The sequence below is a fragment of the Dehalococcoides mccartyi CG5 genome (assembly GCF_000830885.1).
Taxonomy (GTDB): domain Bacteria; phylum Chloroflexota; class Dehalococcoidia; order Dehalococcoidales; family Dehalococcoidaceae; genus Dehalococcoides; species Dehalococcoides mccartyi_B.
Genome location: NZ_CP006951.1, coordinates 1,047,174 through 1,073,807, shown reverse-complemented (window position 1 = coordinate 1,073,807; position 26,634 = coordinate 1,047,174). Strand labels below are relative to the sequence as shown.

The window sequence follows — 26,634 nt, the reverse complement described above, 5'->3', positions numbered from 1 at the left end:
GTTAAAGTAACTCTTAAAAAAGAATAATCAGCACGGAGTTTATTCAGTGCCGGTTTCAGGTGAGGCTTTTAGCTGCGGGGAATCTTCAGGCTTAATAACATGGCAGAAGATATCTACCAGCTCAGGGTCAAACTGGGAGCCGGCACAACGTTTCAGTTCGGCTACCGCTTGCTCAGTGTGAAGCTGGGTGCGATAGGGGCGGGGTGAAGTAACCGCATCATAGGCATCTGCTATGCTGAGTATTCTGGCTTCCAGAGGTATGTTTTCACCCTTCAGTCCAAAAGGATACCCGCTGCCGTCAAAGTGTTCATGGTGATGGAGTATAGCCGGAAGGCAGTTAACCAGATCCATGATACGTTTTAATATCTCCACTCCCAGTTCCGGGTGGGTCTTGATAGGTTCCCATTCTTCATCGTCCAGAGCGGAGGGTTTTGTCAGGATATGGTCAGGTACGCCTATCTTGCCGATATCGTGCAATAGTCCGGCTGCCCGTATAGTTTCCACTTTTTCCTCAGAGAGCTTCAATATCTCTGCCAGAGCCACCGCATATTCACTAACCTTGCGGGAATGCCCGTAAGTATAGTGATCTTTGGCGTTAACCGTGGCCGCCAGAGCATAGATAATGGACATGGCTTTGGGGCGGGCTTCCAATTCAGAGCTGATTATCTGGGTGGAGTTATTATTCAGGTCAGCAGGCAGGCTGGTGCGGTTTCGTCCGGTTTCCTTTGAACGGTACAGGGCGGCATCAGCCTTGGCTATAATCTCCTCTTTCATTACCCCGTCAGTCGGCCAGTTAGCCAGACCCAGAGAAGCAGTTATCGGCATGTCACGGAAGGAAGATTTAGACTCAATATTCTTTCGGATACGTTCAGCTACATGGTAAGCGTCTTCAATCTTGGTGCCGGGTAGCATTATGGCAAATTCCTCACCGCCATAGCGGAAAGCCATGTCGATAGAGCGGATGGAGTTTTCCAGTATTTTACCCAGTCTGCGTAGCAGTTGGTCACCGGCCAGATGGCCGTATACGTCGTTGTAGACCTTAAACAGGTCAAGGTCCAGCAGTATCAGGGAAAAGGTATTGCCGAAGCGTGAACCGCGGGCTATTTCCTGTTCTATGCGCTCATGGAAGTGGCGGTGATTATACAGGCGGGTAAGTTCATCGGTATTGGCTCGGATAGTGGCCTGAGTGTAGAGCTGGGCATTTTCTATAATAACACCAGCCTGATTAGCCACACTTATCAGCATATCCAAATCCTCGGTAGAATATATACCCCCCCGCTTCTTGTTTCCCAGCCCGATAATGCCTATAAGTTTGTCGCGGCTTTTAATGGGATACAACAACCCCATCTCTGATTTTTGGAGTTGCTCTTTTTCTATCTGCCATAAGCCTTTCAGTTCAGGCAGATTGTCCAGTTTATTCAGATAAAGCTGGGCGTTATTTTTATCCAGCCAGGAAATAACGGGGTTGTCCGCCGCCAATTTGAACTGGGTTTTAAGGTGGTCATCTGCGGGGTAGATGTACTCCATAGAGAATTCGCCGCTGGCAACATCAGGGAAAAGCAGCGCAGCTTTATTTATATTTAAAGACTTAGCCAGATCAGGTAACAGCGATTTGGCCAGTTCCTCCAGATTAAGTATATTGCCCATCTTGCGGGAAAAGCCCATGAGGGACAGACGGGATTCATAGGTTTCCTGGTAAAACAGACGGTCTATGCGCTTTTCAATAAATGTTCTCAACGGGCGGGCTGTCATGGCCAGTATCAGTACAATCAGGGTTGCCATAAGGATGATAGTAGACATTTCTTCGGCAGGGAATATCCGCGTAGCTATAAATATAGCTCCTGCATATACAGTTATCATGGAGAAGAATAGAAGGACGTAAGTAAGGGTTTTGCGGGCTATCAGTTTGATATCAATCAAACGGTACTGGGTGATAGCGTAAACGATAATCCCCGCATTTATAAAGTTGCCCACATGGTCAAGGGGAAGGCCGTAGATACGGGGGTTGTCGCTAAGATTGGTATAGCTTGAAAGGACTACTATTACCCATCCCAGTACCAAATACAGTGTGCGGTTGCGTTCAGCTGGGTCTGTAGATTGGCGATATTTCTGGACTAGGTGGTAAATAATTACCCCGATGAATGATAACGCAAATATAAAAACAGAATAAAACACGGGAGTTATTGTGTGGTAAACAACATTGTCCTCTATGTAGGCGGATGTGACCAGCTGTCCGGTCAGGTTAAGGAAAATATCCAGCGCCAGTGCCATGTAACCTATTATCAGAAAAAGTTTGCCTCTGCGGTTGGTATAGGCGCGGATAAACTGGTAGTACATAAGCATGGTGGCAAACAGGGCAATATTCAGCAGGTTGTGCCGGATCAGGGTTTGCTCCGGCGGGGCATCAATATGGAGCATGAAAGAGGTGAAACTCCAGAAAGCAGCGGCACCTAAAAACACGGAAAAAACTCTGGTGATAGACTGCCGTTTTGAAAGCAGAACAACCGCCAGCAGCACTAAATATGCAATACTGGTTACAAGCGGTACCAGAGCCCAGATAGTCACGAAAATGCCTCTTTATTACCCGTTATATCCGGGTGAATAGTTAAAAATCAAGCTTGTATTGAGCCATTATGAAGTACAAGCTGGTTGTTGTCAAATACGGACAACTGGTAAAACCAAGGGGCGGTAGCTTTGAGCACCGCCCCTTTTTGGCTGACACTGGTGGTTTTTTGTTTTAGACTCTTACAGGTTCTTCCTGTTTCACAGTCACTCTGGTGGTGGTATGCAGCATAAATTCCAAATCCTCGGCGGAAGGATTCAAATGGGGTGGCTTCAAGTTGCCCAAATCTGCCCCTGCATTCTGCTGGCGTATTTTATACAGTTTGAAAGAGCCTTTGGGCAGGAAGGTAACATCCAGCGGCATCAAACCTATAAACGACTCCAAGTCTGCATAACCGGGGTGTACTTTTTTCAGTTCTTCGTGGATAGATGCTATTGCCTGTTCCTTGTCCTGAGTAGTGTTGTCTTTGGGTTCAATATACAAGTGCAGGCGGGGTGTATTGTTTACCCGTTCCTTGCAGGCCATCCAATCCACATATTCTATATGGCTGTTTTCCACTGCCTGCCAGATGCCTTTTTCCGACAGGCGGGTAAAACCGGCGATATCAATCTGGTCATCTACTCTGGTCAGGTAAATCATCTGGGGGATATCTATATTTAAAGCTTCGTTACGCAAAGATGTTATCTGCACCAGATGTCCTAACCGGTAGCGGATGAATGGGCCGCCATGGAAGCTGGTTATAACCACTTCGTAGTTGCCGGGTTTCAATTCATTCATCAGCAGGGTCTTGGGCTGGTAGCTGGTATCACGCCAACTCTTTATAGCCTCTTCTTCAGGTATAAACTCAAAGAACTGCATATAGGGAACAAAGGTCATACTGGAATAATCCCAGGTTTGGGTAGCTATTAAAAAGGCCTCGGTACAACCGTGGAAATCCAGCGGATACCGTCCCCACTGTTCCTTTATTTTCTCACGGTAAACACTGCCGTCAATACCGTAGGTCATAATTCCCTTTACCTTCCAGAGGTCTTTAGGGAGCATGGGGCGTCCGGCCAGTTTGGCTTTGATTTTACCTTTTGCCAGCCGCAACAGGGCTTTAGGGTTGGACAGAAGGAATTTCATACTCATTTTACCGCTGCTCTGGCTGAAGCGGTTGCCCATGGCCACAGTTACACTGGACATAGCCAGACTGTAATCCAGCCCTTCAGAAAGAGCCAGCTGAAAACCTTTCTTTATACGGTCTTCAAAAGGAATTCTTTCGGCTTCTTCCACCTTGGGCAGGAAGTTAAACTTTTCGTGGGGGAAACAGCGGGCAATAGTGCCGGTGGCGTAGGGCGGGGGTGCCATGCCGTAAAGCACTGCATCATTGGGGCGGATATTTATGTCCTTGCGTTTATTGCAGCTGCTGAAGAGAGCCATTGCCCATACCAGTGACTCTACTTCGTCCATCTGTCGGGCAGTTACCGGTGCCCAGCGGTGGGCGTATTCGCCGTTTTTACCGGAGGTATATTGCCAGAGGATAGGTCTTTTGGGAAGTATGTCCATGCGTCTTTTTGTCAGGAAAGGGGCATAGTCTGCATAGGTAGTCAGGGGTACACTCCGCCTCAGTTCCTCTGAATTGGTGGGTACAGCCCCATTGAAGATATGCTTGCCTAGTTCACATTTTTTGAGAAGCTCCAGCTGCTCCTGAAGGAGTCTTTCCTGTATCTTCATAAAATCTTCAAGGCTAAGGTCTATAAAACCACAGCAACGGTCCCAGATTTCCTCAAGTTTACCCTGTGCAAATAGTTCACCAAGCTGAGTCATTTGGCTACTCCTTTTATAGTATTTGAAAAATTACGCTGTTTTATATAAGCCGCAATGCTTTTGCGGTTTGGTACCAGCATGGGGGTAGTTTTTTGGTATTGGGTATAACCCGGAAACATCCTGCCAAATACCCAGCGGTCTTGGATGTATACCAGTGCTATATCCAGGAGACTCCAGATAATGGCTGCCCACAGGGCGAAGTAAGTACCTGCGCCCAGTGTCATACCTGCCATAGCTAGTACAAACCAGGGTACGCCGGGGTGGCGCACCAGGGCATAAAACCCGCTGGTAACCAGTTTGTCTCCTACTCCGGTTTTAACATAAGTTTTACCGAAAGGCAGGTTGATAAAGAGGGAATAAAGGAAAAAATATATGCCGATGGCAAATACCACCCAGCCGGCGGCACTGAGCCAGACGGGCAGAGCTAATGAATCGCCATTGAAGCAGACCATGAAACCCGAATAAAGGAGCAGGGCAGAGCCTGACAGCCAGAGTACGGGTTTGAGGAGTGGCAACCTTTTCAGAGCCACAAAATCAAAGATGTGGACCAGAGAAAAACCGACTGCGCCAATAAATACATAAAACATGTTCTAAATATGGCAGACAGAAAATACCCTTGGAAGGTTTTGAATACTAGAACAATGTTCTATTAAAGCTGAGGAGAAAAAATAAAAGCCCTCTTCGTATGAAGAGGGCTTAAAAAAAGCTTTTAAAAACCTGTTTTAGATTATTTCCACTTAAGTTTTACTTCGCCGCCGGGGGTTTCATCTTTGCTGCCGGTGCTACCCAGTTTGCTAAGGGCTTCAAGGTCGCTCATGGCAGAAGATCCTTTGCCCAGTTCCAACCCGTAGCCTACAAAGAAATCTACGAAACTCTTAAGGAGCTTCTTGGTATCTTCCTGGAAGGAGACCAATTCTTCTCTGCTGGCAGACTTGTTGGATTTTTCAAGCAGTTTCTTTACATCCTGCTTCAGGGCCTCAAACTCCTGGTTGGAGATTCCGTTTTCCTTGCGGCTTTCACCGCCAAGCTGAGAGTCAATAAGGTAATTCAGAAAATCCGCTTGGCTAAGATCGCCGCGGTTTTCGTCAATCCGCCTTACCAGCTCCGCCGGTACAATCAGCATTCGTTTGTCAGACATGGTATCTCCTTTTACTGCCCCAGTAAGTTAGGCTTCGTCCTGTTCATTATCTTTAAGGTCCAGTGTGTCTAATATATTATCAATACTGCGCAAAAGTTCAAGCCCCTTGGCGGTTACTCTATAGGTAACAGAGGGGTTGCCAAGCTGTACACGGTCAATAAGCTCCCTCTCCAGCATAAAGTTCAAATATTTCTGAAGCTGGAAATAAGACATATTGACGCTATACATGATCTCAGTCTTGCCGGCTTCACCCAGCCTGAGCATGTCAGCGATAATCTCTATACTAGAACGTCTGCGGTCTAATCTCATAACCCTTTTGACCCATTACTATCTACTATGGAGTTACTATTATACTATGCCATGCAAGCCGAATATAACCCCCCAGTTTTAAATTTTTTAAAAAATATTTCAGGAGGGGGTTTCCAGTATTTTCAGGGCTTCTTCCAGATCCGGCGGAAGAGGGGAGGTGAACTCCACTACCTGCCCGTTTGAAGGCAGGGCAAAGCTAAGGCGGTGCGCATGAAGGAACTGCCGTTTTACCCAGGATTCCTTTTGGCCGTAAACTGCATCACCTGCCACCGGGTGGCCTATGGCGGCAAAATGGACACGTATCTGGTGGGTACGGCCGGTTTCAAGTTTGACTTCAAGCAGGCTGTATCCCTGAATATACCGCAGTACTTTATACCCGGTACGGGCATGCCTCCCGTCAGACACCACTGCAATTTTCTGGCGGTTTTGGGGGTCACGCCCCAGAGGGGCTTCAATAAACCCTTCGGCAGGCCGCAGTTCACCTTTTACCAGTGCCAGATAGTACTTGCGTATGGTCCGTTCTTTAAACTGGGCAGACAGGTTGGCCAGTGCCTGACGGTTTTTAGCTACCAGCAGCAGTCCGGAGGTATCTTTATCCAGACGGTGGACTATTCCGGGGCGAAGAGGGTCATCAAAATCTTCCATTTCAGGTTCCAGTGCCAATACCCCGTTTACCAGTGTGTGGTCAGGGTGACCGGGGGCAGGATGTACGGTAAGTCCGGGAGGCTTGTTTATAAGCAACAGGTCTTTATCCTGAAAGATTATTTCCAGCGGTATATCTTCGGCTTTAAGTTCAGAGGGGGTTTCGGGAGGGATTTCTATAGTTATTGTATCGCCGGTTTTAAGCCTCAGGCTGGGTTTGGCAGACTGGTTGTTTACCAGTATATGACCTGAACTCACCAGTTCCTGAATAAAACTGCGGGAAAGCCCTGATTCCTTTTGGGTAATATATTTATCCAGTCTTTCGCCGGCAGTTTCGGCTACCAGTTTAAACGTTTTCACTGGTATCTCCGGATACATGGGATGAGACAATGTACAAAAGTAGCAGACCGATAACACCTACTGTCAGGCATGAATCAGCAATATTGAAAGTAGGGAAGTCTCCCACCCGTATGAAGTCAGTAACATAGCCCAGCCGCACCCGGTCAATCAGGTTGCCCACTGTACCAGCCAGAATCACCCCCAAGGCTATCAAACCGGGGCGGGTGTCTAAAAACGGCAGCTTTTTCCTTATAAAAAAGGCGGTCATTGCCAGTATTACTCCCAGAACGCTGGCGGCAATAAGCCACTCTATATGTCCCCGAAAGATACTGAAAGCCGCACCGGTATTGTGTACGTGGACAATCTGAAAAAAACCGCTTTCCGGTATGGATGTGCCTGTGGCAAGGTTAGCGGTGATAATAAATTTGCTTAACTGGTCAGCCAAAATGCCGCAAGCGGTGCTGACAAAAAATACTAATCCCCTGGTCATTAACCCCCAACCCTTTTAAACCTGATTTAGTAAGACTTAGCTGATTTGGACTTGCACTGCATACACAGTCTGGCCTGTGGCAAAGCCTCAAGTCTGGCAGGGTCTATCGGCTCTTTGCACATTTCGCACAAGCCGTAAATACCCCGGGTATATTTATCCAGGGCATACTCAGTTTCGGCAATCTGGTCAAGCAGTTTCTTTTCCATAGCCAGCCCATTTTCAAGGTCGGCTGTTTCGGTTGCCTCTTCTTCACGTTTGCCAAAAGGGCTTCCTTCACGCCGGTCTTCGGATACACGTAAAGCACGCATTTGTTCAATCTGGTCAGTCAGCCTTTTAAGGTCAGCCTCCAGGCGTGAACGATATATCGGGCTTAATCCACTATTTTTCTTTGCCACCATCGGGTCCTCCTGGTTGCTATGATAACTTCGGGTATGCTTCGGTAATGTGCCGGTTTGCCGAAAATTCCGAATGAGAAACTTAAATCCGGTTTTTAACTTAGCATTCGGGAAGAAGCCCGCCTGAAATCTGCCCGGCCTCTCCGCTATGCGTAAAAAACAAACTACCCAAGCGGGATTTTTTATATCCCCTAATAACAACAAAGCCAAAACAGGAGGTGTTTCGCTTCATGGTTTCAGTGTAGTCTATAAAACCCAAATAAGCAAGATAAAATATTAGTGCATAGCTTTGAAGGAGATGTTGTGTTCTGCCGTCTCCAAGCCTTATAATCTTGGGCGTATGGCTGAACTTAATTTAAATGTAGACATCGCCCCTTACAATCCCCGCCAGCTCAGGCTTTCAAACCCTGTTATGGCGGCTTCCGGAACTTTCGGCTATGGTGACGAATACCCCCACCTGTTTGACCGCAACCGTCTGGGTGCCATTGTCTGCAAGGCTACCACCCTGAAACCGCGGGAGGGAAACCCCCAGCCGCGCATAGCCGAAACCCCTAACGGCATGCTGAATTCTATAGGACTGCAAAATATGGGGGTAGAGGCGGTTATCCGTGACAAAGCACCCCAGTGGTATACCTGGGATGTGCCTGTGATAGTAAACATTGCCGCCGAGAGTATAGAAGACTATGCCGAACTTGCCCGCCGTTTGGACAAAGTGCCCGGGGTAAGCGGTATAGAGGTAAATATCAGCTGTCCCAATGTAAAGTGCGGCTGTATAGAGTTTGGCTCTTCTCCCGAATCTGCCGCCAGAGTGACTGACGTAGTCAGGAATGCTACTACCCTGCCTCTTATCGTAAAACTTACCCCCAATACCAGCAGCATTACCGAACTGGCTAAGGCGGTGGCAGATGCCGGGGCAGATGCGATTTCACTTATAAACACCCTTCGGGGTATGCGCATAGATATCAAAAAACGGCGTCCCGTGTTGGGTAACCATACCGGAGGGCTCTCAGGCCCGGCTATAAAACCGGTGGCTATCAGCATGGTATATCAGGTAGCGGGTGCGGTAAACGTACCGGTTATCGGGGGGGGAGGCATTATGAATGCTGAAGATGCTCTGGAGTTCCTGATGGCCGGGGCAACTGCAATTCAGATAGGCACTGCCAATTTGGTCAACCCGCGCGCCCCCATGGATATACTTGAAGGGCTGGAAGCCTATGCCAAAGCTGAGGGGTTAAAGAGCATAAGGGAAATAGTAGGGGTAGCCAGAGGCTAGTTTATTTATCTGCCAGCATCTGACCCAGTTCATAAGCCTTCTTGAGGGTATCGGACTGGGACTGGATAGCACCCAGATTGTCCACTCCGCTTACCAGCAGTTCGTATGAATATTTTATATTCAGTACTGCAAAGAAAGACCTCATGGTAGCTCTGGCACCTTCAAAAACCTCACCGTTTTTCATGCCGCCGGTTGCCATAAACATACCCTTGCGTTCACGCTCATCACCCAAGGGGGAGGCTTTCAGTTTGTACTTGCGTGCCCAGAGTGACTGGCAGCGGTCTATCATAACCTTAAGTTGTGAGCTGACACCCATAAAGTGGATAGGGCTGGAAACTATTATGCGGTCAGCCTTTTCCATCTGGCTTATTACTTCGTCCATATCATCGCGGTAACGGCACTCACCGGTATAAAAACAGTCATCACAGGCAGGGCAGTGACCTATAGTCAGGTCTGACAGGTAAATAATATGGGTTTCCGCCCCTTTGTCTTTGGCACCCTTTATAGCTTCGTGCAGCAGGGTGTCGCTGTTGCCTCCCAAACGGGGACTGCCTGATAAACCCAGTACTCTCATTTCAGTATCTCCCGTATATGTTTCATGGCTATATCCTGATGGGATTTCATAACTGCTTCGGCGGCGGTTTCATGGTGGTCATACCCCAGCAGGTGGAGTACCCCGTGAATCAGCAAAAAGGCTAGTTCATGGTTGACGCTGTGGCCGGCAGCACCAGCCTGAAGCTCCGCCTGCGGATAAGAGATTATCACTTCTCCCAAATGGGTGGCTTCATCAGGAGGGGTGGGAAAATCATCCGGTGCGGTCAGGTTTTCGGGGTTTTCCTCCAGCATATAAAACGAAAGCACATCTGTAGGTTCATCAAGCTGGCGGTATTTACAGTTGAGTTCTTTTATTTCTTCCTGCCCGGTAATAACAATACCCAGTTCCGAACTTGGGTCTGCGGCCTGGGCTTTAAGGGTTTCAGAGGCTATTTTTTTTAGAAATTGGGCGGATACCAGTTTTTTAAAAGGCGGTTTAACTATTATATTTATTTCCATATGTCTAAATAATATCACAGCCCCAAAAGGGGCACAATCGGGGTTTAAAGGAGAGCTTGTTTTAAAGCGGCTTTTGTTGAAAGCGAATACATGCTATAATGCTGGTTCAGTTTGTATAAAATTACGGAGTAAATATAATGGCTTGTAAAACCGAGAAGATTGAAAATACCAAAACCGCTCAGGAACTGCCTGACCTGAAGACTTTTATGACCGGCGTAAACAAAAAAGACAAGGTCAGCGGTCTGAAGATCCACTTTGCTTTCTGCAACCGTAAACGCCACGGTTAGTTTTCAAAAAGTTTTTTCTTAGTAACTTATAAACGGGTGGCCGTTGCGCTGGAAATCAGGGATATAGTAATCCTTGGCTTCCGGTTCTTGAAGCCACCCGTTTTCTATTCCCAAAATATCCAGCATGTTTATGGCGGTGCGGTATTCGGCCGTAGATATAGTCCGGGCAAGCGGGGGCATATCCAAAGCCCGGTGGCAGGGGTAGTACTGTGCCATAAGGCTGACGGTAATTTCAGTTGATAAATCCGCTATCCACATAAGTGATTCTTTACTGCCGGCCAGATCATTCGGCAGGATAAGGTGGCGTACAATAAGCCCCCTCTCGGCAATGCCTTCGGCATTATAACGCACCCGTCCTACCTGGCGGAACATTTCCCGTATGGCGGCACGGGCGTGGCTGACATAGTCTGGGCAACCGGAAATTTGGCGTGCCCATTCATCATTGGAATATTTCAAATCCGGCAGATATATATCTACTACCCCGTCCAGCTCATAAAGTGTTTCCAGAGAGTCATAGGCGTTGGTATTGTAAACAATAGGCACCTTCAGTCCCAAGGGTATGGCTTCTATTATGGTGCGGAGCATCTGGGGTACGAAGTGCGAGGGCGATACGAAGTTTATATTATGCACACCCTTGGTATTCTGGAGGTCTATAATCTGTCCGGCCAGAGTCTGGCAGTCTGTCAGGTTGGATTTTTGGCTTTCAAAGTCCTGGCTTATCTGGTGATTCTGGCAAAAGGCACAGCGCAGGTTGCAATTGGAGAAAAAGACCGTGCCGGAGCCGTTATCGCCGGATATAGCCGGCTCTTCACCCAGATGGTCGCATACCGAAGCCACTATGGGGGCGTTTCCGCTGTGGCAGTACCCGCCTTCGGCGTTTAAAAGGCGGTTTACCCCGCACTTTCTGGGGCAAAGGTCACACTCCGCCATGCGCTCATCAAGCCGCATGAGCCTCTTTTGTAGCTCTCCGGATTCATAAAGCTCAAGGTATCTGGGAGTGTATTCGGAAGTTTCCTGATTCAACCTAAATCCTTCCCTGCAGTTTCAAGGCTTTTTCAATAGTTTTGCGTAAAGATTCAGTTTCGGCTTCGGTTTTCATGCCCAAAGCGTTTATTATAAACGGCCAGGCTTCTTCTTCAGTTACCCGGTCAACCTTAGTGCCGTCATTCTTCTTTACAATCCTGCGGAACAGGGGGCGGTTATCTATGGAATCCCAGTAGGGAATGGTGCCTATCTTTATCAACCAGTTTATAGCTTCTTCTTTATTTACCTGCTGGCTCATATATATTTACTCCTCGTTAATTTAAGTCTTTTTAAAAAATAAGGCAGTATCAGTGCTGGTGGGGAGGCGGGATAAACGAGGAGTGACCTATTGTCATATTCAGCAGACCTCTATGCCAAGTTTATTTGCCAGCTCTTTCAGGCTGTTACTTACAGCCAAAGCGGCGTCATCTACTGATTTATACCCCTTTTTGGCATTTTCATCAAGTAAATTTTCAAGGTCTGGCAAGGGCAATAACTGGACGGCACGGCAGTAAAATGCCTTCTTGCGGCCGTCATTATATTTATCAATCAGGGTTTTCAGAAGGGCTTCTTTGTGTATGCAGGTATCTGCAAAGGCTTCAAATCCTGTTCCTTTTATTTTTATTAGATTGGCTATGCGGTTTTGGTATGAAGGATAACCGGGCTGGTCTTTGATAACTGTTTTTAGTCGGGTGATGCGGTTACAGGTATCTATTTCGGGGCAAAGTCCGCAGCTCTCCAATCTTCCATGTTTAAATGCACAGCTGATAAACCCGCAGGAGGGGTGTTTTTCAGAGAAATACTTGCCGGCACAGCCCGGACAGCGTGATGAACCGATGGTGTGGTAACGCGGGCAGGCGTAACAGTCCAGCCCGCACAGGGCAATACCGGGATGTTCCTTTTGAAAATTAAAACCCTGGTTTGCCATTAAACCACTTCTCCAAACCCGTTTTTTCAATAGCTGTCAGGTTTGCCAGTTGCAACTCACCATGAACCTGCTTCAGAAAGTCCAGTTTCCGGCAAGCTGGATAGTCAGTGCATTGCCAGCTAACTGCTATCTATTTTAAGTGGTAACAGTTTCCGCAATAGAGCCCGCAATAACATAGCCTGCCCATTTTACCCTATTAGCTGTTTAGCTCCTCTGGAAAGGCATTTCAGACAGTCTGGCAATAGCCATGGCTATCCGCCAGAGGCATCTTTGCCTGCCCAGCACTTCCATTGTCTGGAAAAGGGGAGGGGCAACCTGCTGGCCGGTGGAAGCGGTGCGGAGCATGCCAAACAGCTGTCCCGGCTTTAGTTCCAGTTCGGCAGCCAGCGGGCGGATATGTTCTTCCATACTGGCGGCATCAAAGTTAGGCAAAGCTTCCAGACGGGCATTTGCCGCTTTCAAGGCGGACAAACTGGTTTCTTTGGTCAGTTTCTTGTCGATAAGCAAAGCTGGGTCATAGCTGATATCATCTGAATATATAAACCAGCAAAGTTCTGCAAGCTCATTCAGTTTCTTGGCCCGTTCTTGTATCAGAGGCATAACTTTTACGGTATAGTCAAGGTTTAAGTGACCGGATGCGGCAATGCGTACATCTTTTTCCAAGAACGGCATAGCCCGGCAGGCAAGGTCTTGGGCAGAAAGTGTGCGGATATACATGCCGTTCATCCAGTCCAGCTTTTCATAGTTGAAAATGGCGGCAGTTTTGCTGACCTTTTCCAGACAGAAATACTCTATCAGCTGTTCACGGCTGAATAGCTCGGTTTTGTCATCATAAGCCCATCCCAGCAGGGACAGGAAATTCACCATGGTTTCAGGCAGATAGCCGGCCTGTTTGTATTCTATAGTTGAAGTAGCACCATGCCGTTTAGAAAGTTTGGAACGGTCTGGTCCAAGTATCATGGGTAAGTGGGCGTACAGGGGCGGGGTATAGCCCAAAGCCTTATATAACATAAGGTGTTTGGGGGTGGAGGGCAGCCATTCTTCCGCCCGCAGGACATGGCTTATCTGCATGGCATGGTCATCTACCACACTGGCCAGGTGATAGGTGGGGAAGCCATCTGATTTTAATATGACAAAGTCGTCCTGTTTGGCATTATCAAAGGTAACCTCTCCCCGTATAAGGTCGGTAAAGGCAGTTTGCCCGTCCAGCGGTATTTTAAAGCGGATAACCGCACCTTCTTTTTGTCCCAGACCCATATCACGGCAACAGCGGTCATAACCCGGGGGTTCTTTGCGGGCTATCTGGTCTTCCCGCATTTTATCCAGCTTTTCGGAAGAACAGTGGCAGTAATAGGCCTTGCCTTCGGCAACCAGTTTTTCAGCGGCCTTCCGGTAAAGAGGGAGTCTTTCTGATTGGTAGTAGGGGCCGTAATCCCCGCCTTTGTCCGGGCCTTCGTCCCAGTCCAATCCCAGCCAATTCAGGCTTTCCAGTATGGATTCCACCGCCCCTTCCACATAGCGTTCACGGTCAGTGTCTTCTATCCGGACAATAAATTTGCCGCCATTGTGTCTGGCAAACAGCCAGTTGAACATAGCAGTGCGGATATTGCCCAGATGGGGGTAGCCGGTGGGGCTGGGGGCGTAGCGTACTCTCACTTCGTTTGTCATCTTGTTCCTGCCTTATAAATACAGCCTGCCCTAACGGGAAAGGCGTTTTGATAGTGAACTTCAAGTAGCCTGAGGAGCGGTAACCTCAGGCGGTTTGGGTAGTTTGACTACTACTGTATCAGCCATTTTATCATGCCAGCCCTGTTTGCGGCGGTCACAGGCAATCCAGAAAAACCCCAGACCTAAAGGCAAGGTTGATACAATAAGCCCTAGAAAACGGATAATGGAGTTTCCTAAAGAAACCCCTGAAGCATCTACCCTGATAACCTTTATCTGGGCAATCATCATGCCGGGGGTTTGACCGCGCCAGTACCAGAAAAATACAAAGTAAGCCACCATGGCTAATAATGAAAGTACGTTTGAAAAAGCTATAATCGGGGCTGCCAGCCACCAAATACCTGACAGACTGTCTATGTTCCAGAAAACAGGTATTTCAAACCAGTGTACAGGTACAAAGGCTGAAGAGATTATGCTGATGATTATATTATCTATGATAAATGCTCCGAAACGCCGCCAGAAGCCGGCAAATTCCAGAGCCAAAGGGCTTTTCAAGTGGATCATTATTGGTACACACTCCTGCCAGACCTGGCTGTGGGTATTATACATCTAAACAAGGTCTAATCCTAGTAACCCAAAGGCAGGGCTAAGGCTATTGGGGATTGGCGAAAGTTCTCCGAAGCAGATTTTACCCGTGGTTGTCTTCGGGAAAAATACTGACAAGTTTATTTTGGTAATGGTTTCGGCTTTTATTCCATGGGTATTATTATGTCAGTGACTGCCCGGCTGAAACCTTCAGGCCCTACCCCTTTGACGTAACTGGGGTTACGCAAACGCATCTTGTGCCACTTGTTGCCGGGGCGTTGCACCAGTATGGGTGAGTCCACTGTCTCCAGCATGGAGTAGTCATTTTCGCTGTCACCCAGACCAAAGGTATGGATATTGCCGAAATTCAGGCGGAACAACTCGTTCAGTATCTTGATAGCTTTGCCTTTGTCATTGCCGCCGGTGACCTCGTAAAAACGCCCTCCGAAACTATATTCCAGTCCGCTTTGTTGTATATGGTTCAGAACCATATTGGTGCTTCGTTTGTCACCCTCTATATGTACGGTTTCACTGTACTCCCGTTGTTTGGCAAGTTCAGCTTGTTTTAGGTTAAGGTCAGTAAGGCGGCTCACATCTTCAACAGACATATCCCCGAAGCTGGTAATGAATATATTACCGGCCTTTTCAGAGTTTTCTATTTCGGCGCAGGCGGCAGCCAGCGCCTTTTTAAGGATATGGCGGATATCTTTATAGGCCATCCCCAGTTCAATTACCAGATAATTACCGGCTATCCTGTCATAGGCGAAAGGCAGGCGGAAATAATCTTTGGGGATAAATATAGCCCCCCCGTTTTCAGTTATAAAGGGGTCTTTTATACCTAATTCGTTGCGGTACAGGTCTTGCTCGCCCATGGTTTTGGCGGAACAGAATACCAAAGGAAGTTGTTTGTCTTTTAACAAACGCAGGGCATCAAGTGCGGTTGAATACGAATAGGTTAAGGGGTTCAGCAGAGTGCCGTCCAAGTCTGTATAGACAATCTTTTTGAACTGGCCTAATGAAGGCAAACGGGACGGGCGTCCTGCCCGCGAAAAAAGCTCTCCATCCGGCAGGATAATTTGGGGCAGATACTTTTCAATTATGGCTGAAAATTTCGGCAAGTCCATTTTCTGGGGAGGGGGAATCAGCTTTATCTGAGGTATCTGTATACCGGCATCGAAACCCTCCATCCCTGCCAGTTGGGTTTCAATCATTTTCCGGCCGGTATCATCTGCCAGCGGGCTGTGATAAATGACCGCCAGGCTGGGTAAAAGCATATCCTGAAGCAGGTGGTCACCGCCCTTGTCCTCGTGCAGGTGGGGGTTAATGGTTTCAGTCTGGAGTATTTCCACTCCCTCTTCGGCCACTTCCCTGTCTTCTATAGGCAGTATACCGCTGAACTGTTCCAGTATAGACATAATCTCTTTGGTTTCCACCGCATAGCCGGTGCCGTAGGTCAGGCGTTTAGCCAGCTCTATACTCATGGCATGTTCACCGGCATTGCCGGTTTTGATAATCTCGGTTTCAAATTTGCCTTTGCTGGATATCAGGTGGTTCAGGTGTTTATTGGTAACCTCGGACACTCGCCCCCAGCGTTTGAAATATAGGTCTCCCACCAGCTTGGGTTTATATTTCCAGAGTATGCGTACCATGGAATAAGGTGACTGAGCCAGATTAAAACCGGTAGCGAAGTGCTTGGCGTATTCCCAGACTGCCCCCGGTATGTAATTGTCGGTATCTATGAAACCCACATAGTCACGCCCGCTGAACATGGTCAGTATAATGCCCAGTATCATGCCTTCAGCCTTGCCGCTGCGGATAAGCCCGTCTTCACCCAGCAGTTCAGGGTAGCCGGCATCTGCAATGGCATTGGCCAGTTCGGGGTTTTTCTGGTGGACTACGAAAGCCTGGCGGTGGGTAATGCGGCAAAAGCGGTTGACAATATCTTTTTCGTTTTTAAAATTGTCTACTTCCTGTTTGGAGCTGTTGCTGATAACTATCATCAGACAGTCATGGGGTATGCCGCTTAGTACACCTTCAAACACCTTTAGGTCTTCGTCCTTTATGGGCAGAACAATAGCCATTTTCTTTTCAACGTCTGAAATAGCTTGCTGGTCCACAATCTCCACTTCGCGGCTTTCCTGAAGATGGGGCAGGTTGGAAGCTCCGGAATCAAGTTCTAAAAAACGCCTTACGCCGTGGATGGTTACATTACCCAGATGTTCGGCGGGACGCAGGCTTTCAATTCGCATAACGGGGAAACTCCTTTAAACAGGTATAAATGCACTGTACGGCAGATATGCCTTATTCTAGGCGGAAACCGGATGGGTATCAAGGTGCTAGTGATAATCAAGAAAGGGTTTTGGTAAAAAAGCTTAGGCCAGAGCCAGATACCACTCCATAATCTGGCTGCCAAACAGCATGGCAGTTACCGCACCCACAGCCAGAAAAGGTCCGAAGGGGATAGTCTGACCTTTGCGGCGTTTTCCTGAAAGCATTAGCCCGGCTGCTGCCAGACCGCCTAGCACTATGCCTGCAAAAATGGCCACAAAAATATTCGGGAAACCGCAGACCAGCCCGATAAAGCCGGCCATTTTTATATCCCCCTCCCCCATGCCCCCGCGTGAGGCAATATATATCAGCAGAAACAGTCCGAAACCGGTCAGCCCGCCAAAAAACGAAGATGACAGGTTTGCCAGCAGACCGTCTCCCTGAAGGTAGAGGGGCGAAAGCAGCAGTGCCAGCATCATAAAGGGATAAATAATTACGTTTAAAATTAGCCCTTTTTCCAGATCTATTACAAAAAGGGTGATAAATACGCAAAGGTATAAAAGGCTTATACCCAGTTCCACACTTGGCCCCAGCATCACCCAGAACAGGCCAAACAGGCAGGCTGTGGCTATCTCTACCCACAAAGCTCTTTGAGGTATGCCCGCCCCGCAGTAACGGCAACGCCCCTTTAGAAAAATATAACTGAAAATGGGTATCAGGTCAGCAATGCCCAGCCTTTTGCCGCAGACATCACACCCGGAGCCGGGAGCAACAATGGATTTTTCAGCCGGCAGGCGGTCAGACAGCATGTTTATAAAACTGCCCAGTATAGCCCCCAAGATGAAAAAGAAAATAATCCAACTGATAAGCATGAAATATATTGTGGCTTTTTTTGGCCGAACCGTCAAGAGGGTTTATATACGAAAGTACTGGCGGGATATATACAAATGGGCACAGGGTGTATTATAATCCCAGTGTAGAGGTGTTACTATATAACTATTGACCCTATAAGGGTATATAAACTATCTTTAAAGTAACTATCATTACAAAACATGGTAAAACATAATACGAAAAACGAAAGGTGGTGAACAAACAAATGTACAATTTCATGAGGAAACTCCGCAAACACCAGAAAGGCTTCACCCTGATTGAGCTTTTGGTAGTGGTTGCCATCTTGGGTGTTTTGGCGGCCGTAGTAGTTCCCAATGTCGCTAAATTCATCGGTTCCGGTACTGAGGAAGCTGCAGCAACTGAACTGGCCAATATTCAGCTGGCCATGACAGCCTACATGGCTGATAATCCCGGAACTGCTATCACACCGGTGACTACTGCAGTCCAAATTACTCCTGGTACTACAATACTTGGTCCCTATGTAATTAATTCATCGGCGTATACATACACATGGACAGCTGAGGGTGTAGTTACGCAGGGTGCCAAGGCAACCAGTGTCACTTAATTAGCTAATTAATAAAGGTCTGCTTTAAAGCAGACCTTTATTATATCTATCGGCAGTGCAAGGGTAAACAAAAGGGGCGGTTCATTTAAACCGCCCCTTTAATTTATTTCGGTAAAATGCCCTCTAGAAGAGCAGGCTCTTGCTGCTTTCAATAAGTTTTTTCCGCTTCTGGCTGCTGGGGCTGCTGCTTATCAGCTTTTCCACTTCTGACGCGTCCTGACAGTAGTTAAACAGATTTTCACGGCTGATTACCTGCTGGCGGTACAGCTCCACCAGAGCTTCATCCATGGTTATCATGCCCTCGTCATGGCTGGTGCGGATAACATTCGGCAGCTGGTAAAACTTGCCCTCACGGATAAGGTTTCTGACCGCCGGGCTTCCCAGCATTATTTCCACCGCCACTATCCGTCCATCGGTGTTTGAGCGGGGTATCAGGGTCTGGCAGAGCACACCCTCAATCAGCGAAGCCAAACGGGTCTGGGCCAGATGCCTTTCATGGGGCGGGAACAGGTCTATAATCCGCTCCAGTGCCTGGTAGGCACTGGGTGCGTGGGAGGTGGAGAGTACCAGATGGCCTGTTTCGGCAATGGTCAGTACAGCGGCGGCTGTATCCAGGTCACGCATCTCTCCCACCATTATCACATCAGGGTTTTGGCGGAGTACATGCTTCAGGGCATGCCCAAAGGAAAGTGTGTCCGAACCAAGCTGACGCTGGGTAACGGCACATTTTATACAGGGGTGAACATATTCAATAGGGTCTTCAATAGTCACCACGTGTTTGCTCTCGGTGTTGTTCAGGTGCTGTATCATGGCCGCCAGAGTAGTGCTCTTGCCGCTGCCGGTAGGGCCGGTAACTATCACCAAGCCACGGGGTTTGGTAACCAGTTTCTGGCATATATCCGGTAGTTCCAGTTCACTAATAGTCGGTATATTGGGCGGGAGGAGGCGGATAGCCAGACTGATAGCCCCCCTTTGCATAGCGGCATTACACCGCAATCGTCCCACTCCGTCCAGTGAATAACCGAAATCCAGCTCCCACTCTTGGTAAAAGGTTTCGCGCTCTTCGTGGGTGGTCAGTTGCTCAAAAGCGGTTTTGATATCTGCCGGTTGAAGTTGTTCATAACCATTCAAGGCCTCCAGGTCGCCCCTTACCCGAACCAGCGGCGGGCTTTGGGCTACCAGATGAAGGTCTGATCCTTTTTTCTCTTCGGCTTCGTAGATGAGTTTTATAACGTCCATATTTTACCAGACTATTCTATTTCAAAAGGAATTCGAAACTATATATGGATGTGAGTTGGTCATCCAGTAGAACTTTTTCCATATTAATCACTACTACGTCCAGCCAGCGGTTGCTGCCCCGGAGTATACCGGCATATTCCAGTACAGCCGTTTTGGTCAGGCCGTAACCTGTGACGGTAATGCTTTTACCATCAAAATTGACAGTAGAAAGCCCGATATTGCTGGAATGCAGGTTATAAATGGCTTTATAGTCGCCGGTAATTGTTTCCCGTCCCTGGTACATATCCCAGAGCATATCATTTAGCACTGTTACTACCGGTTCAATGCCGGTCAGTGATTTCTGGGTGTTGCTAAGCTGGATATTAATAGCGGAGAGTTCCGCCCGTTTTTGTATCAGAGCAGTTTCCTGCACCTGTACTTGCGGTTCCAATGTATTATTCTTTTGCTTCATATCATCAATATAAAACCAGCCCCAAACAAGGCCGCCCACCAGCAGAACTATTACAGTGGGAACCAAGATAGCTGCCGGGGAAGTGCCTTTGGGTTTATAAAAACCCGGCATGGCATTAAAGTTGATTAGCGAATTATGGTTATCTGTACCGGCAGGCAGTTCTCTAATTGCCATACCCATATTTACAATATAAACACTGGGGTCAAAGTCTTCGCTGGCAACAAAGGGAGAGGGCAGGATGGAAATCTGATTGCTCAGTTCGTCTAGCAGTAAAGGCCATGAATCCGGTTCTTTTGCCAGCTCACCGGAGACTAATACCGGTACGCTTTCATCCAGCAGGCTTTCTGCATGGCTGGAATTATAAAAAGTTATGGTTCTGGCCAATTCTTCGGCAATGGTGCTTATCCGCTCGGCTAGAGACTGGCTTTCAATCGGGAGTGACAGACTGCGGATAACCTGTGGAATGCGGTCTATAATAATGGCAATATCCACATTATCCAGCCAGTTGCTTACAATAATAACCTTTTCCAGATTGGCACAACGGCAAAGAGCCAGCGGGGCAATATCCAGCACTTCCAGCCTTAGCCCGGCTTTGTTTATCGTTCTTACTACAGAATCAGTAGTATTTTTAGGGTGGGCTACGATAAATACTTTGGTTTCGCTCTGAGCGGAGGGCAATATCTGGTAGGACAGGTAATTCTGGTCCATGGGGGTGGGAATTACCCGGTTAGCTTCATTTTTAATAGCCTCGTCCAGTATGTTTTTAGGTACGGCAGGCAAGGTAATAATACGGAAGATAGATTTAAGACCGCTCATAGCCGCCACAACTCTGCCTGCCGGTATTTTCTCACGGCTAAACAGAGTTTTTATTGCTTCAGATACCTTGGTTTCGTCCTGAATTAATCCGTCAATAACCAGACCGGTTTCAAGAGGAGAGCTCGCCCATTTCTCTATCTTTTTACCATTGTTTACAAGGACCTTTATTTCGGCATCTTCTATGTATAGCGTCGTTGTTTTAGCCATATTATTTAACCCTCGTAACTTATCAGTAAAAGAGTAATGGTTATTGCAGGTTTGGGTAGTGCATCATCGGCGGTGGTGGTATCAAAGGTCAGGTCTATAACATCCATACTGCCGGTCAGAAAATCTTCACCCTTGTCTATAGCTGATATAAAACTGAGGATAGGGTGGATATCCCCCCTGACTACAATCTTGAATTCGGTTATCTTGAAGTCAAGTTTATTCAGTGTCAGTTTGGTAGCTTCAGATGATGAGAAACTAAGTACATCCAGTCCGGATTCAGCCGCTAGTTGTACCAGTACGCTGGCATATTCTATAGATTGAATCATTTCCGGGAACTGGCCTTTTGCCTGAGCAAGTTTACCTAGGGCTTCCTCTAGCTGGGCGGCCAGCTGGTTTGCCTGTTCGGTAGAGGTGGCAATATCTCCAGCTACTTTGGGTATAGACAATTCTGCCAGAGCAATGCGGTTCTCCAGGTCTGTTTTGCGGCTATCCTCATTTTCGAAGAGGATAAACAGACTGGCTCCGGCAATGATAATTAAACCGAATGCCAGCAGTGCCCACGACGTTTTACTTATTTTCATAAATACTCCTTAGCCGCCTAATACAGTCCATGTGAGTATATCCAGAGTGGCATTGGAATCACCACCACCGGGCAAATCAGTTCGGGTTGAAAGGGAAGTAGGATACTGTATCTGAGAGCTGCCGGTAATGGTCAAGCTATTACTTACAACCGCGCCATACAGATTTACACCGCCGTTCAGGCTGACGTCAGCCTGAGGCGCATATACAACGGCCGAAACCCATGACGAGCCGCTCATGTCAAAATCACCGGTGGGAGACAGAATAAAAGGTATTTCATTTACATCAGTAAGTTTGGTACTGCCTGTCAGATCTATGTCACCCAGTACCACCACCGTTTCAGCTCCAATTATTTGCGAACTGCCGGCCAGATCCAGGTCTCCGCCAACAAATATGCTGCCGCTAAGGTCAACTTCACGGCTACCGGTTGTTTTGAGATCACCGGCAACATACAGGGTATCACCAAGCGGAACTGTGCCTCCCGATGCCCATTTACAGTCACCGCCTACATATACTTTCCCTTCAAACTCTACGTTTACACTGCCGCCCAGATCAACATTTCCGCCTACCCAGACAGAGTTTTTAAAGATGATATGACCACTGCCGTTTACTTTGAGATCACCCAGTATGACTACCGGACCTTCAAAGGTTACGGTAGAGGAATTGTTATGGTTGAAGTTTCGTCCTATATATACGCTGGACTTAAAGGTCAAAGGGGTATCGGTATTGATATTCAAATCCCGCTGGATACGTTCAGCAGTATAATAAATTGAGGCGGGTACAGGATAATACTTGATATTCCAGTCACTGCTTCGGGTAATTGCCCCGGGGCTGAAGGCCGCAAAGGCAGTTTCGTTTTGGATATCTGTCACAATGGCGGCTATCTCGGCATCAGTTAGCACATTGGGCAACTGGGGAGCAGCACCGGTTGTTACGGTGCCGCTTATATTGCCGGGTCGGTTTATGTCTGCCGGAGTAACGGCGTCACCGGTTATGGGGGTTGACCAGCCGAGGTCAATACCGTCATCAGCATAAACATTGCCTTCGATAAAGGATGAACCAGTCAAAATGAGTTCCCCGCCGGAATATACCATAGCCCCGGGAGGGTTTCGGGGGTCTGAAATTACACTGGAAGAGCCGGTAAGTTTTACATCACCGTCAAGAGAGGTAATGGCATTATCAAATACACTGCCTCCACCTAGCTGATATTTTAAGGTGGCCTGAGTGGTGATGGATTTGCCGTTCAGGCTGGCTGTTGAGATTACGTTATAATAACTGCCTACGTCATGGTAGGTCAGGGTTACCTCTACTGTACTGCCATTCAGGTCAGACAGGTTATAGATACGAATGGAATCTTGCTCGTTTGGCAGGCCGATATTCCCGTAAGCGTCAGTTACTCCTTCGCCGCCGGTTTTAAGGATATTTATAACCCATTCCACTCCGGCATCCGAAGAGTATATAGCGCCAGTTCGGTCTTCAAAGGTGGTCCCCTGTTTAAGTCCGGAACCTATCAGCATCAGCAAGGGAGGAATCATAATAGCACCTATTGCCAGAAAGATAAGGGCTATGGCCAGTGAAGCCCCTTTTTCCCCCTTGATAAGCTTTTTTATACCAATCATGTTATATTCTCCGGTGCTGCCCACGCAAATTTGCTAAATATGGACTATATCCCACTATACTAACAGGTCTGCGGTGTCATATTCAACCCAACAGATAGTACTTTTGGGCATATATTAGCTAATGCTCCAGGTTATTATCCCCCAGAAGTGGCTGAGACCGCTGCCGGGAAAATCTATTTTGTAGTTTCCGTACTCATCAAACGGGCTGGAATAGGTAACTGAGCCGTTCTGGAGATACACTTCGGTTGAGCCTGCCAGAGTACCGTAAAAATTACCATTAGGTTGCATATAGGTTTTACCGTTTACCGAAAGGACAAATACATAATCACTCAGGTTGGTGGCCAGATTGGGTTTAAACTCTATGTTACCTTCGGCAATGATGCTTCCTGATCCAATCAGGGTGCATTTCCCTCCAATACGAAGGGCATATTGGTTTCCGGCTGTATTGCTTTTCACATATATAGAGTGGCCGTTTAAGTCCAGAGTGAAGTTTGAACCAGTCATGCCGATAAGGGTATCACCCGTGATGTATATATCACCTTCAAGCGTATAGACGGCATTCGCTGTAGCCACAATATCAAGTGTCCCCAGTCTTAGTATTTCGGGAACGCCGGTTGGATAGTTTGTCACATTTAGGGTGGCTGAAGCATATGGGGTAGTATTTACATAATAAAAAGCAGATAACTCATTTGCACCCGGCCATGGACCATCATAATTGGCTATGGGGGCGTTATCGCCTGTATCAGGGGTTACGCTGGCTTGGCCGCCTTGAATAGTGTAGTCCCCTTGTGAGGTAATGACATGAGTCATTATGTCGGTATAGTTGTTAAAGGTTTCACCTACCACTGTAGTTATGCTGATGGTTTCAGTGGAACTGACAGAGGTGGACATAATCTGGTAGGTATCCTCTGCAAGGTAGGCTAAAGTTACGCTCACAGTCCGCCCGTCTATGGACATGCCGGGCAGAGTTCGGCTTTCTCCTGTATGCATGGGCAAACCACCGGATATCAAGGGGCTGTTTGCCGGATCCAGATACCAGATAGCTTGCTCAACGCCGGCATCTGCGGCATAAAGGCTGGCAGTCCGGTTTTCAAAGGTAGTACCCTGTACCAGGGCTGAACCCATCAGCATCATCAGCGGGGGCAGGGTTAGGGCTCCTATGGCCAGAAATATAAGGGCGATAACCAGCGCTTGACCCTGCTGGCTTCTAAGCCTCTTGCTTATAGTTATTAAGTTTCTCATCTCCGCACCTCCCCAACCAAGCAATTCCAGTTATGTGCTGCTTATCCTTGGTTTAATGTGCAAAAGCCTGTCTTCAGTCTGGGTATGTAAGGTTATGGTTATTTTGATATCTACGGCACCGCTTATTTCATTTGGTGCCAGCTCATCTTCAAATAGTATACCACTAACATACTCGGCTATGAGGCTTGTTTGGGTAGAATTGTCAAACAGCCGCAATTCGGTTCTGGTGAGCGTGCCTGTAATGGGATTATAAGTATAAGTGACGATGTAATCAGTTACATTGGACTCCGGGTCTGTAGGGTCTGCAAGCGCTCTTGTTTGGTTTATAGTCAGGGAATGTGTATTCGGATCCCACTCAGGTTGGATATTAGCCATCTGAATATCATTGGAAAGCCAGCTGTTTACAATGTCCAGATGGCGGATAATGGTCATGTGGTCATTGCTTCGCTGAGTGACGGTAAACAACTGGAAGACACTGGTAGTTAACCCTGCCATGATAAGTCCGGTAATGGCCAGAGCAACCAGCATTTCCACCAGCGTAAATCCAGCCTGCTTACCGCTGTATTTTAAAATGAACCTTCTCATCTCTTTGTCACATAATCTATCAGGGTAAAGATAATCTTGTTTACCCCACCCTCATTGTGCTGTATTACTATGGTTATCTTCTGGATACCTTTATCAGTAATACTCTGGGTATTGGTAACTACATCCCAGGGTATACCGTAAATCTTGTTTTGTATCAGGTTTCCATCACGGTTATAAGTGCAGATAGTGAAAGTGGTATCAGACGGGCTTAGGAATACATAATCCGCTACTGAGCCATCTGTAGCTTTAAGGTATGAAAAGCTTTTCAGCTGCTCCATGGTACTCTTGGCGTAACTTTCAGAAGTAGTGCGTACGTTAGCTATAGATACCGCTTTTACGGCCGTATTAAGGGCAGTCAGAAAAGCCACGCCTATCAGGCCTATTAGAGCCAGGGCAATCAACACTTCAATCAGGGAAAATCCCTTCTGACGCCTGAGCAGCTTTCTTCTCATTTTATTTTATCCTTAGCCTATTTGCCCGTACAAAGAGTACATGGAAGATACCAGGGCAACGGCAATAAAGCCTACTACCAGACCGATAGCTATCGTCATAACAGGCTGTATCATGCCAATAGCCGCACTTATGCGGTCATCGGTCTCAGTATCATAAGTGGCGGATACGGTAGCCAAGGTGTCGTCCAGTTTACCGGTTTCCTCACCCACGCTTACCATCTGAACCATCATGGGTAAAAAGAGGGGATTTTTAGTCATGGGGCGGGAAAGTCCCTCACCCCTTATCAGGTCATGCTGTACATCTGCCAGTGCATTGCTGATAAGTTTGTTGTTAGCTGCGGCGGTGGTTTGGTTCATAATCTCGGGCAAAGGGAGGCCGGCTTTAAACAGCAACGACATGGTCTGGCAGGCGCGTGAAAGTTCTGAAAGGAGCAGAATCCGCCCGATCACAGGCAGTTTCAGAGCTATGCGGTCTCTATGGTATCGCCCCATGGGTGTGCGCATATAAATCACCAGTGCGGTTACCGCTATTATGAAAATCCCAATCACATATAGACCCCATGACTCAAAGAAGTCACTCAGGCCTATAAGTATTCTGGTTGGGGTGGGCAGTTCAGTACCCATCTGGGAGTATAGACTGGTAAAAGCTGGCAATACGAATGTGACCATAAGCAGCAGCACCAGAATACCTACCACGGCAACTACACCGGGATAAGTCAGTGCGCTTTTAACCTTCTTTTCAGTTTCTACGTTTCGCTGTACAAAGCTAGCCAGATTCCGAAGCACTACTTCAAGGCTGCCTCCTTGTTCGCCGGCAGCGATTACCCTGTGGTACAGAGGGGGGAAAGCCTTGGGGTGTTTGCTCATGGCTAGAGAGAGCGAACTGCCTCCCCGGATATCATTTACAATCTCGCCGATAATCTCACGGAAAAGTTTATTGGTAGTCTGTTCCTGCAGAAGTTCCAGAGAAGTCACAATATCCGTGCCGGATTCCAGCAGTAAAGCCAGCTGGCGGGAAAACAGAATAACTTCTCTGGGTTTTACCTTTGAGAAGTTAAACGAACCGGCTGTATTGAAAAAAGGTGTAAGGGGTTTGATGCTTAAAATCTGGTAACCGCTGTGACTCAGCAGTCTCTGGGCTGCTTCCATAGAAGTAGCCGGGATTTTCCCCTTTACAAGCCTTTTATCCTGCCCATAAGCTACGTAATTAAAATCCATTTATTC

The 26,634-nt window shown here is 47.6% G+C and carries 28 protein-coding genes; 3 read left to right on the top strand and 25 right to left on the bottom strand.

What is annotated here, in order from left to right; translation table 11 throughout:
• Positions 1–39 precede the first annotated feature (39 nt).
• From X794_RS05710 to X794_RS05675, 8 genes are all read right to left on the bottom strand, one after another.
• Positions 40–2,565, bottom strand: a complete 2,526-nt coding sequence (locus X794_RS05710; protein ID WP_041344574.1) for a diguanylate cyclase — start codon at positions 2,563–2,565, stop codon at positions 40–42.
• 172 nt (positions 2,566–2,737) lie between these two features.
• Complete coding sequence (locus X794_RS05705) at positions 2,738–4,369, bottom strand: GH3 family domain-containing protein (protein ID WP_011309737.1); 1,632 nt, start codon at positions 4,367–4,369, stop codon at positions 2,738–2,740.
• Complete coding sequence (locus X794_RS05700) at positions 4,366–4,956, bottom strand: methyltransferase family protein (RefSeq protein WP_011309736.1); 591 nt, start codon at positions 4,954–4,956, stop codon at positions 4,366–4,368. The genes X794_RS05705 and X794_RS05700 overlap by 4 nt, the downstream gene beginning before the upstream one ends.
• A gap of 140 nt (positions 4,957–5,096) precedes the next feature.
• Complete coding sequence (locus X794_RS05695; RefSeq protein ID WP_011309735.1) at positions 5,097–5,507, bottom strand: hypothetical protein; 411 nt, start codon at positions 5,505–5,507, stop codon at positions 5,097–5,099.
• 27 nt (positions 5,508–5,534) lie between these two features.
• Positions 5,535–5,816: a winged helix-turn-helix domain-containing protein gene (locus X794_RS05690; RefSeq protein WP_011309734.1), complete on the bottom strand. Its 282-nt coding sequence runs from the start codon at positions 5,814–5,816 to the stop codon at positions 5,535–5,537.
• 99 nt (positions 5,817–5,915) lie between these two features.
• Positions 5,916–6,818: an RluA family pseudouridine synthase gene (locus X794_RS05685; protein WP_011309733.1), complete on the bottom strand. Its 903-nt coding sequence runs from the start codon at positions 6,816–6,818 to the stop codon at positions 5,916–5,918.
• Entirely contained in the window at positions 6,805–7,287 is a 483-nt protein-coding gene (gene lspA / locus X794_RS05680) for a signal peptidase II (protein ID WP_011309732.1), read from the bottom strand. Before lspA ends, X794_RS05685 begins: the two co-directional genes overlap by 14 nt.
• Before the next feature lie 26 nt (positions 7,288–7,313).
• On the bottom strand, positions 7,314–7,685 hold the full coding sequence (locus X794_RS05675) for a TraR/DksA family transcriptional regulator (RefSeq protein WP_011309731.1): 372 nt from the start codon (positions 7,683–7,685) through the stop codon (positions 7,314–7,316).
• Positions 7,686–7,980: 295 nt separating this feature from the next.
• Between X794_RS05675 and X794_RS05670 the strand changes: the two genes are divergently transcribed.
• Positions 7,981–8,955 carry a dihydroorotate dehydrogenase gene (locus tag X794_RS05670; RefSeq protein WP_012984479.1) on the top strand — a complete coding sequence of 325 codons (975 nt, stop codon included), beginning with the start codon at positions 7,981–7,983 and terminating at the stop codon, positions 8,953–8,955.
• Between the two features lies 1 nt (position 8,956).
• Here X794_RS05670 and X794_RS05665 read toward each other — a convergent pair whose 3' ends face one another.
• Entirely contained in the window at positions 8,957–9,529 is a 573-nt protein-coding gene (locus X794_RS05665) for a flavodoxin family protein (RefSeq protein ID WP_011309729.1), read from the bottom strand.
• Positions 9,526–10,008, bottom strand: coding sequence for an rRNA maturation RNase YbeY (ybeY, locus tag X794_RS05660; RefSeq protein WP_012984478.1), 483 nt, complete (start codon positions 10,006–10,008; stop codon positions 9,526–9,528). The genes X794_RS05665 and ybeY overlap by 4 nt, the downstream gene beginning before the upstream one ends.
• A 137-nt stretch (positions 10,009–10,145) precedes the next feature.
• Between ybeY and X794_RS07385 the strand changes: the two genes are divergently transcribed.
• Positions 10,146–10,295: a hypothetical protein gene (locus X794_RS07385; RefSeq protein ID WP_011309727.1), complete on the top strand. Its 150-nt coding sequence runs from the start codon at positions 10,146–10,148 to the stop codon at positions 10,293–10,295.
• 18 nt (positions 10,296–10,313) lie between these two features.
• On the opposite strand, the gene X794_RS05655 is transcribed toward X794_RS07385, so the two are convergent.
• The 7 genes from X794_RS05655 to X794_RS05625 all read right to left on the bottom strand — a co-directional run bounded on the left by X794_RS05655 (position 10,314) and on the right by X794_RS05625 (position 17,636).
• Complete coding sequence (locus X794_RS05655) at positions 10,314–11,318, bottom strand: radical SAM protein (protein ID WP_034376270.1); 1,005 nt, start codon at positions 11,316–11,318, stop codon at positions 10,314–10,316.
• A 1-nt stretch (position 11,319) separates the two neighbouring features.
• Complete coding sequence (locus X794_RS05650; protein WP_011309725.1) at positions 11,320–11,577, bottom strand: hypothetical protein; 258 nt, start codon at positions 11,575–11,577, stop codon at positions 11,320–11,322.
• A gap of 99 nt (positions 11,578–11,676) precedes the next feature.
• Positions 11,677–12,246, bottom strand: coding sequence for a DUF3795 domain-containing protein (locus X794_RS05645; protein WP_034376272.1), 570 nt, complete (start codon positions 12,244–12,246; stop codon positions 11,677–11,679).
• Between the two features lie 204 nt (positions 12,247–12,450).
• The gene (gene gltX, locus X794_RS05640; RefSeq protein ID WP_011309723.1) at positions 12,451–13,914 is read right to left on the bottom strand and encodes a glutamate--tRNA ligase; all 1,464 of its coding nucleotides are present in this window, start codon (positions 13,912–13,914) and stop codon (positions 12,451–12,453) included.
• A gap of 60 nt (positions 13,915–13,974) precedes the next feature.
• A complete protein-coding gene (locus X794_RS05635; RefSeq protein WP_231097487.1) occupies positions 13,975–14,520 on the bottom strand; it encodes an RDD family protein in 546 nt (181 codons plus the stop codon).
• Positions 14,521–14,660: 140 nt separating this feature from the next.
• On the bottom strand, positions 14,661–16,745 hold the full coding sequence (locus X794_RS05630; protein ID WP_034376277.1) for a bifunctional mannosyl-3-phosphoglycerate synthase/mannosyl-3 phosphoglycerate phosphatase: 2,085 nt from the start codon (positions 16,743–16,745) through the stop codon (positions 14,661–14,663).
• A 123-nt stretch (positions 16,746–16,868) separates the two neighbouring features.
• Positions 16,869–17,636, bottom strand: a complete 768-nt coding sequence (locus X794_RS05625) for a prepilin peptidase (RefSeq protein ID WP_041344573.1) — start codon at positions 17,634–17,636, stop codon at positions 16,869–16,871.
• Between the two features lie 224 nt (positions 17,637–17,860).
• Here X794_RS05625 and X794_RS05620 point away from each other — a divergent pair, with 224 nt between their 5' ends.
• Positions 17,861–18,220 carry a type II secretion system protein gene (locus tag X794_RS05620; RefSeq protein WP_041344572.1) on the top strand — a complete coding sequence of 120 codons (360 nt, stop codon included), beginning with the start codon at positions 17,861–17,863 and terminating at the stop codon, positions 18,218–18,220.
• Between the two features lie 123 nt (positions 18,221–18,343).
• Here the strand turns inward: X794_RS05620 and X794_RS05615 are convergent, their stop codons facing one another.
• From X794_RS05615 to X794_RS05580, 8 genes are all read right to left on the bottom strand, one after another.
• Entirely contained in the window at positions 18,344–19,459 is a 1,116-nt protein-coding gene (locus X794_RS05615; RefSeq protein ID WP_041344571.1) for a type IV pilus twitching motility protein PilT, read from the bottom strand.
• Positions 19,460–19,475: 16 nt separating this feature from the next.
• Positions 19,476–20,933 carry a type IV pilus biogenesis protein PilM gene (pilM, locus tag X794_RS05610; protein WP_041344570.1) on the bottom strand — a complete coding sequence of 486 codons (1,458 nt, stop codon included), beginning with the start codon at positions 20,931–20,933 and terminating at the stop codon, positions 19,476–19,478.
• Between the two features lie 5 nt (positions 20,934–20,938).
• Positions 20,939–21,514: a hypothetical protein gene (locus X794_RS05605; RefSeq protein ID WP_015407204.1), complete on the bottom strand. Its 576-nt coding sequence runs from the start codon at positions 21,512–21,514 to the stop codon at positions 20,939–20,941.
• A 9-nt stretch (positions 21,515–21,523) separates the two neighbouring features.
• Entirely contained in the window at positions 21,524–23,131 is a 1,608-nt protein-coding gene (locus X794_RS05600) for a DUF7305 domain-containing protein (RefSeq protein ID WP_011309715.1), read from the bottom strand.
• 114 nt (positions 23,132–23,245) lie between these two features.
• Positions 23,246–24,373, bottom strand: coding sequence for a pilus assembly PilX family protein (locus tag X794_RS05595; protein ID WP_011309714.1), 1,128 nt, complete (start codon positions 24,371–24,373; stop codon positions 23,246–23,248).
• 30 nt (positions 24,374–24,403) lie between these two features.
• Positions 24,404–24,958 carry a PulJ/GspJ family protein gene (locus X794_RS05590; RefSeq protein WP_011309713.1) on the bottom strand — a complete coding sequence of 185 codons (555 nt, stop codon included), beginning with the start codon at positions 24,956–24,958 and terminating at the stop codon, positions 24,404–24,406.
• Positions 24,955–25,410 (bottom strand): type IV pilus modification PilV family protein, encoded by a 456-nt coding sequence (locus tag X794_RS05585; protein WP_011309712.1) that lies wholly within the window; start codon positions 25,408–25,410, stop codon positions 24,955–24,957. The genes X794_RS05590 and X794_RS05585 overlap by 4 nt, the downstream gene beginning before the upstream one ends.
• Positions 25,411–25,422: 12 nt before the next feature.
• Positions 25,423–26,628, bottom strand: a complete 1,206-nt coding sequence (locus X794_RS05580) for a type II secretion system F family protein (protein WP_011309711.1) — start codon at positions 26,626–26,628, stop codon at positions 25,423–25,425.
• Positions 26,629–26,634 lie beyond the last annotated feature (6 nt).